This window comes from Candidatus Profftia tarda (assembly GCF_904848675.1).
In the GTDB taxonomy this organism is placed as follows: Bacteria; Pseudomonadota; Gammaproteobacteria; order Enterobacterales; family Enterobacteriaceae; genus Profftia; species Profftia tarda.
In genome coordinates, this window is sequence record NZ_LR890047.1 from 1,042,124 (window position 1) to 1,058,779 (window position 16,656).

The 16,656-nt window shown below is 33.3% G+C and carries 9 protein-coding genes; 8 read left to right on the plus strand and 1 reads right to left on the minus strand.

What is annotated here, in order from left to right; translation table 11 throughout:
* Positions 1–21: 21 nt before the first annotated feature.
* From dxs to cyoE, 8 genes are all read left to right on the plus strand, one after another.
* Positions 22–1,881, plus strand: coding sequence for a 1-deoxy-D-xylulose-5-phosphate synthase (dxs, locus tag KTT71_RS02950; RefSeq protein WP_216782360.1), 1,860 nt, complete (start codon positions 22–24; stop codon positions 1,879–1,881).
* A gap of 1,379 nt (positions 1,882–3,260) precedes the next feature.
* Positions 3,261–3,719 carry a phosphohistidine phosphatase SixA gene (sixA, locus tag KTT71_RS02955; protein ID WP_246543828.1) on the plus strand — a complete coding sequence of 153 codons (459 nt, stop codon included), beginning with the start codon at positions 3,261–3,263 and terminating at the stop codon, positions 3,717–3,719.
* Positions 3,720–5,820: 2,101 nt separating this feature from the next.
* Positions 5,821–8,394: an ATP-dependent chaperone ClpB gene (clpB, locus tag KTT71_RS02960; RefSeq protein ID WP_216782362.1), complete on the plus strand. Its 2,574-nt coding sequence runs from the start codon at positions 5,821–5,823 to the stop codon at positions 8,392–8,394.
* Positions 8,395–9,077: 683 nt separating this feature from the next.
* Positions 9,078–9,944 carry a ubiquinol oxidase subunit II gene (gene cyoA, locus KTT71_RS02965; protein WP_216782363.1) on the plus strand — a complete coding sequence of 289 codons (867 nt, stop codon included), beginning with the start codon at positions 9,078–9,080 and terminating at the stop codon, positions 9,942–9,944.
* Positions 9,945–10,003: 59 nt separating this feature from the next.
* A complete protein-coding gene (cyoB, locus tag KTT71_RS02970; RefSeq protein WP_216782364.1) occupies positions 10,004–11,989 on the plus strand; it encodes a cytochrome o ubiquinol oxidase subunit I in 1,986 nt (661 codons plus the stop codon).
* Positions 11,986–12,588, plus strand: coding sequence for a cytochrome o ubiquinol oxidase subunit III (gene cyoC / locus KTT71_RS02975; RefSeq protein WP_216782365.1), 603 nt, complete (start codon positions 11,986–11,988; stop codon positions 12,586–12,588). Before cyoB ends, cyoC begins: the two co-directional genes overlap by 4 nt.
* A complete protein-coding gene (gene cyoD / locus KTT71_RS02980; RefSeq protein WP_216782366.1) occupies positions 12,588–12,941 on the plus strand; it encodes a cytochrome o ubiquinol oxidase subunit IV in 354 nt (117 codons plus the stop codon). Before cyoC ends, cyoD begins: the two co-directional genes overlap by 1 nt.
* Positions 12,942–12,954: 13 nt before the next feature.
* Positions 12,955–13,821, plus strand: coding sequence for a heme o synthase (gene cyoE, locus KTT71_RS02985; RefSeq protein WP_216782767.1), 867 nt, complete (start codon positions 12,955–12,957; stop codon positions 13,819–13,821).
* Positions 13,822–15,205: 1,384 nt separating this feature from the next.
* On the opposite strand, the gene proY is transcribed toward cyoE, so the two are convergent.
* Positions 15,206–16,606 carry a proline-specific permease ProY gene (gene proY, locus KTT71_RS02990; RefSeq protein ID WP_216782367.1) on the minus strand — a complete coding sequence of 467 codons (1,401 nt, stop codon included), beginning with the start codon at positions 16,604–16,606 and terminating at the stop codon, positions 15,206–15,208.
* Between the last annotated feature and the right edge of the window lie 50 nt (positions 16,607–16,656).

The following is a 16,656-nucleotide window of genomic DNA, read 5'->3' on the forward strand; positions in this document are numbered from 1 at the left end:
GATTTCAGACATGGGCCGCTAATGATTTTAGATATAACTGAATACCCAATACTAGCGCTGATTGACGATCCACACGATCTTCGTCTTCTGCCACAAGAAAAACTAGCGCAATTATGTGACGAGCTTCGCCAGTATCTTCTAAAGAGTGTTAGTATATCTAGTGGGCATCTTGCTTCCGGGTTAGGAGCTATAGAGCTGACTGTTGCACTGCATTATATTTATAATACACCATTTGACTCGCTTGTTTGGGATGTAGGTCATCAGGCGTATCCCCATAAAATTTTAACCGGACGGAGAGATAGTATAGCTACAATACGTCAAAGAGGAGGATTACACTCATTCCCTTATCGAGATGAAAGCAAATATGACGCAATGAGTGTGGGTCACTCATCCACCTCAATCAGCGCAGGATTAGGCATGGCTGTTGCCGCTGAACGAGAAAGGGAAAACCGCCGAACAGTATGTGTTATTGGCGACGGTGCTATCACTGCAGGCATGGCTTTTGAGGCAATGAACCACGCAGGAGATATTAAAGCCGACATGCTCGTCATCTTAAATGATAACGAAATGTCAATCTCTGAAAACGTAGGTGCACTTAATCATCATCTAGCTCATTTACTTTCCGGTAAAATCTATTCCAGCTTAAGAGAAGGTAGTAAAAAGTTTTTTTCTACAATACCACCAATCAAAGAACTAATCAAACGCACAGAAGAACATCTCAAAGGCATGGTTATTCCTGGCACTTTATTCGAAGAGCTAGGATTCAATTACATTGGTCCTATTGATGGACATGACATTCAATCTTTAACTAACACATTAAGAAATATGCGTTCTTTTAAAAAACCTCAACTACTACATATTATAACAAAAAAAGGTAAGGGATATGCACCTGCAGAAAGAGATCCTATCAGCTGGCATGCAGTACCTAAATTTGATCCAGCACAGGGCAAGTTGCTCCCAAAACTTAATGCGCTGCCTACATATTCGCAAATTTTTGGTAACTGGCTATGTGAAAATGCCCTTGATGACAGCAAAATGATGGCAATAACGCCTGCTATGTCTGAAGGTTCTGGAATGGTGCGTTTTTCAAAAGAATATACGCGACAGTATTTTGATGTTGCTATTGCAGAACAGCATGCAGTGACTTTTGCTGCAGGATTAGCTATCGGAGGATATAAACCGATAGTAGCTATTTACTCAACTTTCTTGCAACGCGCATACGATCAAGTCATACACGACGTTGCCCTACAGAAACTACCGATCATGTTCGCTATAGATCGCGCTGGTATTGTTGGAGGAGACGGAGAAACGCATCAAGGAGCTTTTGATATCTCGTTTCTGCGCTGCATTCCAAATATGATTATTATGACTCCTAGTGACGAGAATGAATTTCGGCAAATGCTACATACTGGCTATCAGTATAAAGATGGACCAACAGCTGTACGTTATCCAAAAGGTTCAGGCACTGGTGCAAAACTAGGTCCTCTTGTTTGCCTGCCAATTGGTAGAGGTATAGTGCGACGTAAAGGTAAGAACATAGCTATTCTTAGCTTTGGTACATTGATTCATCATGCTCTTATTAGCGCCGAACTACTACATGCTACAGTAGTTGATATGCGCTTTGTAAAACCCTTAGACGAAACTCTAGTATTAGAGTTAGCAAACACTCACCATGCCTTAGTTACATTAGAAGAAAATGCTATTATTGGTGGGGCCGGAAGCGGAGTTAACGAACTACTAATGTCCAAACGAAAAATGGTTCCAGTACTTAACTTAGGGATACCAGATCAATTTATTTCACAGGGAACACAGGCTGAAGTGCTGCATGATCTTTATCTTGATGCAGAAGGTATTATTAATCAAATCCAGAAATGGGTATAAACTTGCAACTAATAAAAAAACATAATCTTTAACATTTTATATCTTGTAGTAAGATGATAGAAGTTTTAATAAGATTTAAACGATCCCTCTAGATATCCGCTCTCTATAAAAATTACAATGAAACAAGACTTTCCAATCTCTTATAAAGAGAAATATTATTTTATTTTATATCATATAACTTATTAAGTGCAATAAATAAATCTTTTATAAGATAGCTTTTATATATGTATAATACAGTAATAATATAGACTGTATTATATATTAACCCTTTTATCCTGTTAAAGCCTGTACATAATTTTTATATCCAATATGATTTACTAACACATAAAGTATATTATTTTATACCTAATAGATAGTTTCTCTTTCCTAGCAAACAATATTATTTTGTATTATTACTTTATTAGATTAGCATCTAATAAATATTTACTTAACCTAGATTCAGAATAGATTAGGTCTAATCATCTTACTAATTTTATACTTATAACGTAACTTACATCAAGGCACTACTAATACATTAATATTTGAGTGCAAATATTAATGTATTAGTCTGAGAAACAGAAGGTCTGTACAGCACGTTATATATATTACTTATAATCAATAAATAAATTGCATAAATAATCATAAAATTCTGTATATAATATTATAATTTATGTTATAAGATAACACTTGTTAAAGTTTTATTACCTCTTAAAAAACAAAATGAATCATAATTTTAGCAGGAAATCAGTAATATTCTATGATTGATTCATAATTTTCATGTCTATCTTTTCCTAGTTGACGATAACGTGAGTATAACCCTTGGTAAGATAAATATAAAACTACCCTCTTTTCTATAAATCTTAAATAAATATCAGAAAACTATGACTATTACAATCATCAAAGTAATCATCCCAATGATAGGATTATGATATTAAAGGTGAATACATCAAGAGAGTCTTCTGATAATTGCATTCATTGATCAGACATACAGATATATTTTGGTAAAAATAGTTTTTAATGCATCAACTGATTATAAAAAGGAGAAATTTTATTTAGTTATAATAACAGTAATCCTTAGAAAGCTTATAAAAAATTAAATGTCTTGAATAAATATTAGCATTAATTGCTATAATAATGATATCAGTTCTTCTACAAAAGAAATGTATGTGTTGTAGGTATATAATAATTTAATATGCGATTATATATTTACTAATAAACTCATATTTTTTTAAAAGAATAAAATAATTACAAAATTTGCAACAATCAAAATTGATATGATATAAATTTAGCATATCAATCTTATAAAACAAGCAGATGCATCACTTAATATTTAATACTATTCAAATAAATAGTGCTGTATTAAACAAAAAATATTTTTATTGAATATGAAAATTTTTATTATGCGCCATGGTAAGGCCGCGCTAGACGCATCTCACGACCCAACAAGACCTCTTGTCTACCATGGATATAAAGAGTCATTTTGTATGGCTTCTCTCCTAACAAAGAAATCATACAAAATTAAAAAAATTTTAGTCAGCCCGTATCTCCGAGCCCAACAAACACTGATAGCGGTATGTCAGGGCTTAGCCTTCGCTGGTAATATAGAAGTATTATTAGAGCTAAGGCCAAATGGCAATATTGCAATAATCATGTGCTATATCTATTCTTTGTCTGAAATAGGTTTAGAAAATATAATAATAATCTCTCACTTACCGTTATTGAGCTATCTTTTTTCAGCCTTATGTCCTGAAGAAATCAGACCTAAGTTTGTTACCTCATCAATCTCCTGTATATCTTTTGATGTTAGTACTAAAAAGGGTATTTTAAACTGGCAAATGAATCCTGCAGAGATACTCTGATTATCTAATGAATATAGTTCTAAGTGAATACATTATAAGCAGATACTGGTATCCATGATACAGTAAAATCCCAGACACATAGCTACCGATCAAATAAGGTTGATTTGAAATATTTAATCAGACGTATTGGCTGATAAATACGATACAGAATACAAATATTGCTCTTCTTAAGATATATATCGAAACGTTATTACCAAATATTATACTATAAAAGATGCCCTCCCTATTTTCAATCCTACATCAGGTAATAATTTAGACAAAACTGCTGATCAAATAGCAAGGAGACTATTAAAATGCTAAATGTAGTTTATTCCCCTACAGATTCGAGAGAGAGTAATATTGCTAAGGAAATGAGTTTTGTTTGATGAATTTAAATAAAAGATATTCAATACATGATCAACATCCAATTTTATAATAGATAATAATATTCATACTATTCTTTGGTTAAAGAATAGTTTCTTGAAAGAGACAAAATAAATATACTATTGACTTAATAAAATTTATTGAAATGATTAATTCATATAGTAATAATGATGCGCGTTACAATAAGATAAGAGCAGCTCTATAGAGCTTGTGTCTATTGTGTAATGCATGATAATTGATCCTGCATAGATTCTATATCTGGTTAAATGCATAGATAATGGCAACAAACAGAGAGATCATCCACAATTAAAATATGAACATTTTTATTGCCTTAAGTAGTATAACAAGTACTTCTGGCACATGCCACTATAAATATTTTCAAGGCATGATCGTTGCAATTATTTAACCTATGACACAAAATAAGCCACGAAAGAGGTATTGAATGTATTCATATGAGGCTCCCAAAATCATAACATTTAAAATGACACCTAGAGATAATACAAATCTTTCTTGTGCCTTTCTCTAAATTGTAAAAAAATTTTATATACATTTCTATGCGGCATTAATATCGGAGATTAAATCAGTAAAAATTTAATAATACATGTAATGATGACTTCTATGATTTAAAAATATGGGCTACTTTTATTATGTTATAGATCAAATATTGAGAAGATTGATCATATAAAACCACCTGTAAATAAAATGGTTTATGATTATAGGGCACGAGGCATAGACCTAAGGAACTAACCATAATGAGATATTTATGTATCATAACAGTTAGGATAAGCATTGCTATTCTCCATAACCCAGCTCGATCACTTCATTGTATCTTCTAAGATTAAGAAGAAGTAGGGTGCTTTATTTCTGTTCTTCAGCAGTAAAAGTTATTCGTAGTACACAAGACCAATAAAAGAATAGTTAAAAACTGATTATGTTATCAATGGTCTCAATAAATATAACTAAATACTTCGAGGTAAGTATGGGTGACATTATAAAATTTTTAGAGAATTAGTCTTCAGAAATATATAAATATAATAGTTAATAACTCTAACATTATCTATTTACCTTAAGAGCATTGATATATTATAGAACACGCGAAAAATAGCATTCTGCATAAAAATCAAAGCACATCATAAAAGTATTTTTAAAAATCCATATAATAATATATAAAGATATCTAGTATCTTTAAAAAAGATAAGTAGTTCACATATTAATATTATCTAATAAGATAATTGAGAATCTCAAAACATTTAGTAAAATTAGAGGAATAAGATACATAAATCTTGTTTATTGATAAAAAATTTCAAAATTATGATACCCAGGTAACTAACATTGAGTATTCATAACTACAGAAGAGAATGGTATTTATTATGATTAAAAGCTAAATTTCTGCAGTTAATAATTAATATCGGATCTTTTATTTGCTAGTCTCTTATTATTCTACAGTTATAGTGTATAAATCCAGTATGATATGAATAATAATTTCGCTATAAATAGAGTTATCAAGCATTATAATACAAGTGTATTAAAGTCATAGATGATAAAATTTATAAACAAGAGTGATGTATAGCAAGCACTAAATTAAACCTAGTAACAATAAAGATGTTGCACTAATAAAAGATCACCTCATTTCTTGTGCAAGCAGTAGAATGTGTCTCGAGCTAAATCAAGTCATTAAAACTAAGTACTTGACTTATCATACTATCAATATAGAAACTTATGCTTCTTGGAGAGAATTATGCACCTAGATCGCTTTACAAGTAAGTTCCAGCTTGCCCTAGCTGACGCTCATTCACTAGCGATTAGTCAAAATAACCAATTTATAGAACCAGTACATATTATGAGCGTCTTACTGAATCAGCAAGGGGGGACGGTTAGAGCTTTATTAAAATCTGCCGGTATTAATATTAATACACTGAATGATGAACTTAAAAAAAATATATCTCATTTACCGCAAGTCCAAAGTGATAATCAAAGTGTGCAACCATCAAATGCATCAATTAAAATTTTGCAACTTTGTGATAAGAAAGCACAAAAACTTAATGACAATTTCATTTCTTCTGAATTATTCTTATTGGTAGGTTTAGAAGAACGAGGCAAGCTTAGTGAGATATTAAAAAAGGCCGGCGTCACAATAAAAAATATTAGTATCGCCATCGAACAAATACGTGGAGGCGAAACAGTGAATAATTTAAATTCTGAAGACAACCGTCAGGCATTAAAAAAATATACAATAGATTTAACAGAACGTGCCGAACAAGGTAAATTAGATCCTGTTATAGGCCGTGATGAAGAAATACGTAGGACTATTCAAGTATTACAGCGTCGTACTAAAAATAATCCTGTCCTTATTGGTGAGCCGGGTGTGGGTAAAACAGCAATTGTTGAAGGTTTAGCTCAGCGCGTTGTTAATGGTGAAGTACCAGAAGGATTAAAGAAAAAAAGAGTGCTCTCAATGGACATGGGTTCACTCATTGCTGGAGCTAAATTCCGTGGAGAATTTGAAGAACGTTTAAAATCCATATTGCATGATTTATCTAAGAACGAAGGAAGCATTATTCTATTTATCGACGAACTACATACTATGGTTGGTGCAGGTAAAGGAGAGGGTGCAATCAATGCAGGGGACATGCTAAAACCTGCTTTAGCCCGTGGTGAATTGCATTGTGTAGGGGCAACTACATTGGATGAATACCGTAAATATCTGGAAAAAGATGCTGCACTAGAGCGTCGTTTTCAGAAAGTATTTGTTACTGAACCAACGGTATCAGATACTATTGCAATTCTACGTGGTTTGAAGGAAAGATACGAACTACATCACCATGTGCAAATTACCGATCCTGCTATAGTTGCCGCAGCAAATTTATCTCATCGATATATTGCAGACCGTCAGTTGCCAGACAAGGCTATTGATCTCATTGATGAAGCAGCATCAAGCATCCGCATGCAAATGGACTCTAAACCCGAGTCCATGGATCGGTTAGAACGCCGCATCATTCAACTAAAACTAGAACAGCAAGCTCTTAATAAAGAATCAGATGAAGCAAGTCTAAAACGTCTTGAGATGCTGAATAAAGAATGCGAACATAAAGTAAGTGAATATTCTAAACTAGAAGAAGAGTGGAAAGCGGAAAAGGCTTCTCTGGGCGGTATTCAGCGCATTAAATCTGAAATAGAACAGGCAAAGATTGCTCTTGAACAGGCTCGACGTACGGTAGATTTAGCGAAAATGTCTGAAATTCAATACGGTAAACTACCAGGCTTAGAGAAACAATTAGAAGCTGAAATGTGCTCTGAAAATAAAAATACTAAGCTTTTGCGTAACAAAGTAACCGATATAGAAATAGCTGAGGTTATAGCGCGATGTACTGGCATACCTATATCACGCATGCTGGAAAGCGAACGTGAAAAGCTTTTGCGCATGGAAGGCGTTCTACATGAGCGCGTTATTGGTCAAGGAGAAGCTGTTGAAGCTGTTTCAAATGCTATACGCCGCAGTCGGGCGGGTTTATCTGATCCTAACCGCCCAATTGGTTCATTTCTCTTCCTGGGACCAACCGGTATTGGAAAAACCGAGCTATGCAAAGCGCTAGCAAATTTCTTATTCGATAGTGATGAAGCAATGGTACGCATTGATATGTCAGAATTTATGGAAAAACATTCGGTATCACGTTTATTAGGTGCTCCTCCAGGATACGTTGGTTATGAAGAAGGTGGTTACTTAACAGAAGCAATACGTCGTCGTCCTTATTCTGTAATTTTGCTAGATGAGGTAGAAAAAGCACACCCGGATGTTTTTCATATCTTATTACAGATCCTAGATGAAGGACGTCTAACTGATGGACAAGGAAGAACAGTAGATTTTCTTAATACAGTTATTATTATGACCTCTAATCTTGGTTCTGATTTAATTCAAGAGCGCTTTGATTACTTGGATTACGGTGATATGAAAGCCTTGGTTATGGGTGTGGTATTAAAACATTTTCGACCTGAATTAATCAATCGTATAGATGAAACTGTTGTATTCCATCCATTAGACCAAAAAGACATAAAAGAAATCGCAAGTATTCAATTGAGACGTCTATACGAACGTTTAGAGTCAAAAGATTACAATGTAATAATCACTAAAAATGCGTTAGAACAACTCTCAAAAATTGGTTTTGATCCAGTGTATGGCGCTCGTCCGCTTAAACGTGCAATACAACAGGAAATCGAAAACAATCTAGCACAACAGATCTTAGCAGGAGAGTTGCTACCCGGTAAAACTATTACGATAGATGTAAGTCATGATCAATTTTTTGTTAAACAATGACAGGTTATAACATATGAATGTTAAAATTAATGTATACAAAAAGATATATCTGGCTATTTTACTTATACTACAAGTAATTGCAAAGTCTTCAAAGTCACGACTATCTAGTTAGTAGCCAAGAGTATCTATATTATAGAAAAAGATGATTATCATTGTCAATGATAGCATATATCCTGTAATGCTGCTCACTATTAGATATATTGCTAAGATGATATCATTATGATAAACATCATAATGATATCATCTTAGCAATATAAAGAAAAGCAGGATACATATTATTATATCATTAATTAAGACAGCATTGAATGACGTGACCACCCTGTAATGTAACCCATAATTATTCTCATTAATAATAAGTGCTTGTAAAGAACAGATAGATCAATCTGAACATAATTTAATAAATAAAGGAGATGTTGATAGTATTTTATATAATTTTAATCTTATGATTAAAAGCTTCCTCATAAATCTTATAGCGTAATAATATTATTAATAAAATATATATTCATTATAATTGAATAATAGGTAATTAATCGTTATAAATTTTTCGTGTTCACTAAAAATGATAAAGTATAATAAATCTAACAAAATAGACAGCACCTTAATAAGGTTTACAGATCTTTAACCTTACAGTAAAATGTTACTACATTTAGAACAGAAAAAGAGCTTGAGATTGAGGTCTTTAAATGAGACTCAGTAAATTTTATAAAATCTTTATGCTATTATCTTTAATAGCCGCTTCAACTTTGCTAGTAGGTTGTGATATGGCTGTTTTAAATCCTAAAGGACAAATAGGACTAGAACAGAGATCCTTAATATTTTTTGCCCTCGGACTAATGTTGCTTGTAGTTATCCCAGTTATTATAATGACAATTGCATTTGCCCGTAAATTCCGCGCATCAAATATAAATGCTAAATATAATCCTAATTGGTCTCACTCTAATAAAATAGAAGCTATCGTCTGGAAAATACCAATTATAATTATCTCTATACTTGCAACCATGACATGGCAGACTACTCAGGAACTGGATCCCTATAAACCGTTGATCTCTAAAGTTAATCCTATAAATATCGATGTCATTTCTTTAGATTGGAAATGGTTATTTGTCTACCCAGACTTAGGGATAGCAACCGTTAACGAATTAGCTTTCCCGGTAAATAATCCAGTAAATTTTCATATAACATCAAACTCAGTTATGAACTCTTTTTTTATTCCTCGCTTAGGTGGACAGATATACGCTATGCCAGGAATGCAGACTAAGCTACATCTGATTGCTAATGAACCTGGTAAATACCATGGTATTTCCAGCAGCTATAGCGGTCGTGGATTCTCAGGGATGAAGTTTATAGCAATTGCAACACCTGATAATATCACCTTTAATAAATGGGTTGCCAGAGTCAAAGAAACACCAAACCACAAACTAGATACAATGGATGAATTCGAAATCTTAGCCCGGCCAAGCGAATTCAATCCTATTGAATACTTTTCCAGCGCTAATCCTCATTTGTTTATTAATATTATTAACAAATTTATACGTGGCAACAAAATATAAAACATAAAAAAGCTTGTGGATATGGGTAAGATGCTAACTTAAAAACCGAGGAATAACAGATGTTTGGAAAATTAACACTCAACGACATCCCTTACCATGAACCTATTATTATGTTTACGGTTGCTAGCATTTTATTGGTTAGCCTAGGACTTGTAGCTATGATTACCTATTTTAGAAGATGGCAATATCTATGGACAGAGTGGCTGACTTCAGTTGACCATAAACGTCTGGGTATCATGTACATCATATTAGCTTTTGTAATGTTATTACGCGGTTTTGCCGATGCAATTATGATGCGTAGCCAGCAGGTACTAGCCTCAGCAGGACAGTCCGGATTCCTGCCGCAGCATCACTATGATCAAATATTTACCGCCCACGGCGTAATAATGATATTTTTTGTAGCTATGCCGTTTGTAATTGGTTTAATGAACATAGTGATACCACTACAAATAGGTGCACGTGATGTTGCCTTCCCCTTCCTGAACAACATGAGCTTTTGGTTGACCGTTGTAGGTACAGTACTAATCAACCTATCTCTTGGAGTTGGTGAATTCGCTCAGACTGGTTGGCTTGCATATCCACCACTATCAGGTAAAGAATATAGTCCTAGTGTAGGAGTTGATTACTGGATATGGAGTCTGCAAATATCTAGTGTAGGAACATTGATGACTGGAGTAAACTTATTTACCACCATAATTAAAATGCGTGCTTCTGGAATGTCATTAATGAAGATGCCAGTTTTTACATGGACTACTCTATGTTCTAATGTTCTTATAATCGCTGCATTCCCCATTTTGACCGTGACAATTGCATTGTTGACTGCTGATCGCTATATAGGCACCCACTTCTTTACCAATGATATGGGTGGTAATATGATGATGTATATCAACCTAATTTGGGCTTGGGGGCATCCAGAAGTTTATATTCTAGTTCTCCCTGTTTTCGGTGTATTCTCTGAAGTTGTAGCTACTTTTTGTAAAAAGAAACTGTTTGGTTATACGTCACTGGTATGGGCTACCGTCTGTATAACCATACTTTCTTTTATGGTTTGGCTGCACCATTTTTTTACAATGGGCAGCGGAGCTAACGTCAATGCATTCTTTGGTATAGCAACAATGATTATTTCTATTCCAACAGGAGTGAAAATTTTTAACTGGCTGTTTACTATGTATCAAGGACGTATAATATTTAACTCCGCTATGCTATGGACCATAGGATTTATAATAACCTTTACAATAGGCGGAATGTCCGGAGTGCTACTGGCAGTTCCAGGTGCAAACTTTGTACTTCATAATAGTCTATTTTTAATTGCACATTTCCATAATGTTATAATCGGAGGTGTAGTATTTGGATGCTTTGCGGCTATGACATATTGGTTTCCAAAAGCATGCGGGTTTACATTGAACGAAAAGTGGGGCAAGCGTGCATTCTGGTTTTGGATCATCGGCTTTTTTATTGCATTTATGCCGCTTTATGGTTTAGGTTTTATGGGTATGACTCGTCGCCTAAGCCAGCAGATTGATCCTGCATTCCATCCTCTTCTAATAGTTGCTGCGATAGGTGCCGCACTTATTGCATGTGGAATTGCATGCCAGCTTATTCAAATCTTTGTCTCTATTCGTGACCGCAATAAAAACCTAGATCTGACAGGAGATCCATGGGGCGGTCGCACGTTAGAGTGGTCTACTGCATCTCCGCCACCGATCTATAACTTCGCAATCTCACCAGAAGTTCATTCGCTTGATGCATTCTGGTATTTAAAAGAGGAAGGGACAGCTTATAAAAAACCAGAAAAATATGAATCTATTCATATGCCACGCAACACTAGCACAGGAGTTATAGTAGCAATCTTTAGTTTTATGTTCGGTTTTTCCATGATTTGGGAAATCTGGTGGATGGCTGTAATTTGTTTATTAGCAATAGTAGCCACTTGGATTATAGATAGTTTCTATATAGATTCTAATTACTACATTCAAGCGCATGAAATAGAAAAAATTGAAAAGATATACTTCGAGAAAATTGTCAAAGCAGGCATAAAATTATGATAAGTGATACTTTGCAGATTCAGAAGAGAGACACAAAAAGATATGCCGGAGACACCAAGATCTTTGGTTTTAGAATCTACCTAATGAGCGACTGCATTTTGTTTGCAGCCTTATTTGCAACTTATGCAGTCTTGGTGAATAACATTGCTGATGGTCCATCCGGTAGAGAGATATTTAAATTACCGTTTGTGCTAACTGAAACCTTATTACTATTGTTGAGTAGTATGACATGCGGTTTTTCTATTCTGGCGATACAAAAAAATAAATCTTACAATATAATCACTTGGTTGGGGATGACTTTTCTTTTAGGAGCAAGTTTTATCGCCATGGAAAGCTACGAATTTCATAACCTATTTTCAGAAGGTTTTGGTCCTGATAAAAGTGCATTCCTATCTGCATTTTTTGCACTAGCTGGTACTCACGGCATTCACGTAACCAGCGGACTTCTGTGGATTATTGTTATGATGATTCAGATTAGCAAAACAGGTCTGATTTCTGCTAATATAACTCGTTTAGTCTGTCTAAGCTTATTCTGGCATTTATTAGATATTGTATGGGTTTGTTTATTCACTTTTGTTTATCTTGTAGGTTTAATATAATGATTAATATAATTGCAAACCAAAAACAACATTTATCAGACACTTCAAATGTCAGAGAAAATAGTGCTAGGCCTTATATTATTGGATTTATTCTGTCTATCATCCTTACGATTATTCCATTTTGGATGGTGACAGGTGCTACTTCTTCAAAGAGAACTATTTTAGCAACCGTGATTACGATGGCGATTATACAAATTTTTGTTCATCTGATTTATTTTATGCATACCAAAATATCTTATGAAGAATGCTGGAATCTCGTATCCTTAATATTTACCACCGTTGTAATTGCTATCATTATCGCTGGTTCACTGTGGATTATGTACCATCTAAACATGAATATGATGGATTACTAAAGATCTAGCTATGATCATCAAGAAATACTTAGAAATTACTAAACCTGGCATTATCTTAGGCAACCTTATATCGGTGATCAGTGGTTTTTGCTTAGCATCTCAAGGCAGTTTAGATTTATCAATATTGATATTGACACTGTTAGGAGTATCATTAATTATCGCATCAGCCTGTGTATGCAATAACTACATAGACCGAGATATAGATGCAATCATGGATCGGACTAAAAATCGTGTTCTGGCTAAAGGTTTAATATCCCTAAGAGCAACATTAATATATGCAGCTCTATTAGGACTAGCTGGTATTGCAATATTATATTTTTCGGTTACTATGCTTACAGCAGTTTTAGCATCTATTGGATTCATAATATATGTATTAGTTTATAGCCTTCATATGAAGCGCAACTCTACCTATGCCACTTTAATAGGCAGCATATCTGGCTCATTGCCTCCAGTTATTGGATATTGCGCAATTAGCAAATATTTTGATACTGGAGCGCTGATCCTATTGACTATATTTAGTCTTTGGCAAATGCCACACTCTTATGCAATTGCTATTTTTTGCTTTGAAGATTATAGAAAAGCTAAAATTCCAGTACTACCAGTAGTCAAAGGAATTTTAGTAACAAAAAAATACATTTTACTATATATATTAGCATTCATGTTTGCAAGCATGATGCTATCATTCAGTGGCTATGCAGGTTATAAATATCTTAGCGTTTCCATAGGATTAAGTATATGGTGGTTCACCATAGCACTGTCAGGATACAGAAAAAACGTAGATGATCGTCTATGGGCACGTAAACTATTTCTTTTATCTATTATTACTATAACTTGTACAAGTATTATGATATCAATTGATTTTAGCTCTTCTGTTACATAACAATATTGATAAATTTAAGTAATACAATAAGTATTGTGATACTAAGCTTTATTATATCACGCAATACAAGGCAAGATTATTTGAGGTATTTCCTAATCATACATAATAGTTGTTGCAATATGCAACTTAATCTTTAGTTTTAAAAAGAAGAAAATAACAGCCTTATTATTTAATAATACAAGAAAATTCTGATAATAATGCCAAAAAATAAATAAAATTATATATTCTTAATATACGAAAATACTATATAAGTAAATTACTTTAAAGAAGTAATATAAGATACCGTAAGTACTCGTAAAATAGTTTATATCAACAAAATATTTCTCGTTATATTTTTAAACAATGCAAACATTTTCTTAAAGATTTTTAAAAATACTCTTTTGATAAAACTTATTTAGCCTTTTAACATTTATTTAATAATATTATTTTTGCTCTTTATAATAATAGAAATAGTTGTCTAATAATGGTTTTGATTCTAGTAATAACACAATTTTTTAAAATTTATCAGTATCATCTTTTTTCGTCATAGTAGACCTAATGAATTTATAATAATTGACTGGACTGCTAATTTATAATACTTACAGGTAAGCAATCATACTGATCTTCCAAATACACTTTATACAACTTAGTTTTACTTGATAACTTCAATCTAAGATTCTCTAATCTTATTATATAAAATATCAGGATTTCTTGCATTATGATGCAGATATCAAGATTAAATTGTATAAGAAAAGAATAGGAATATCACGAAAGATTATTAATTGTTCATAAAAATGTTAATAACACACTGTGCAAATATGGGTGATCATTATCTTAGTCGCTAAAAAATACTACACCTAGCACACATCTTTTAGCAAAACAGGATAAATCTAGAGCTTATATGAATGTATTAATCAAATTATTTTAGTTACTCTTTCAGAAAAGATAGTCAATACAGTAAAAAATAACATAATAATTCATAACACCTGAAGTTAGTCAGCCGAGGTAGTGCGCAAATATCTGCAATGTGGCTCAATAAATATTTTTCTAAAAATATTTCAAGATTAAATGATGAATATAATATAAAACATAACTTTTAAAGTTTGGCACTGATAAAATAAAAGATATGAGGAAAGAGAAGCAGAAAAATAGTTAGAATAAAAATCTATTCCATAGATTAAGAAGAATGCAGAAATTACAAGTACTATGATGTACAGCAATGATAAAAAGTGTTTAAAGCATCTACTATTATCATTTTTTAAATTATATCTGCTGGTATTCTTATATCAAAGGTTACATGATGTTTTTCAATGGGCAAACTAGCGCATTATAACATAGAGATGATGTTTAATTAAACTAAAATAATTTACTATTAAATATTTTGTAATAATTATATAACTATCCTTTAAGGAGAAATTTGTTTTTTCTTATCTTGATTTCGCTTTGGCGGAGGGGTTACCATAAACAAGTAATACCCCATCAACATAATGATAATCCATAAAATACCAACATAAAGTGATATCCTAGTATCAGGAAAATATCCTATAAGACCAACAATAAAAATTAAACATACAATACCAATTGTGGAGGTGAATATGCCACCGCGCAGCGGAAAATCTAGCGCTTTTATCTGTTCATGATTCAATCTATGACGAAAAGCAATATGGGATGATAAAATCATAATCCAAACCCAAACTGTTGCGAATGTTGCTAGCGAAGCAATAACTACGAAAACCTTTTCCGGAATGATGTAATTTAAATAAATTGCGCTCAACAAAGATAACAACGTAAATAATACAGTGACCCAGGGAATCCCGAAACGCCCAGAAACCTTAGAAAATATTTTAGGAGCATTTCCTTGCTGTGCCATACCTTGCAACATACGTCCAACACCAAAAACATCACTATTAATAGCTGATAATGATGCAGTGATCACTACTAAGTTTAGCAAACTAACTGCTCCAGTCATACCAATATGCTGAAACGTTAGAACAAATGGACTACCTTGAGTCCCTACTTGATTCCATGGATAAATTGACATAATTACAAATAATGTAGTGAAATAAAACAGTAAAATACGCAGAGGCACTGCATTTATAGCTTTAGGTATCGATTGGTTCGGGTTTTTAGCTTCAATTGCAGTCATGCCAATAATCTCAATGCCGCCATAAGAAAACATCACTAACTGTAGTGACATGATCATTCCTGTGAAGCCATTACTAAAAAAACCACCGTTTGTCCACAAATTATGGATACCCGTAGGATGGCCGTGATTTCCTATGCCCCATAAAATGATCCCAATACCAACTGTAATCATAATAATTATAGTAACAACTTTGAAAAGAGAGAGCCAGAACTCAATCTCACCAAATACTTTTACTTTCATTAGATTTAGAGTACCAATTATCAAAACAACGCTTAGTACCCAAATCCAGCGAGGAACAGCAGGAACCCAAGTGCTCATATATAGACTACAAGCTGTGACATCAGCAATCGCAACAATAAGAATTTCAAAGCAGTATGTCCAACCCGTAATATACCCAGCAATTGGTCCTAAATAATCTTGCGCATAACAAGAAAAAGAACTAGCTTGCGGATTATGAACAGACATTTCTCCCAGAGCACGCATGATGATGAAAATAATCCCGCCACCAATGAGATAAGAGAGCAAAACACTAGGACCTGCCATATTAATCGCTTCAGCAGAACCGTAAAACAATCCTGTACCAATAGCTGAACCAAGCGCGATGAAATTAATATGACGAGTATTAAGACTGCGTTTCATTTTATTAGTTTTTTGCTTCATAGCATTTCCGCAGTATTCATAAGGTATATAAACACTATTATGATTTTAAC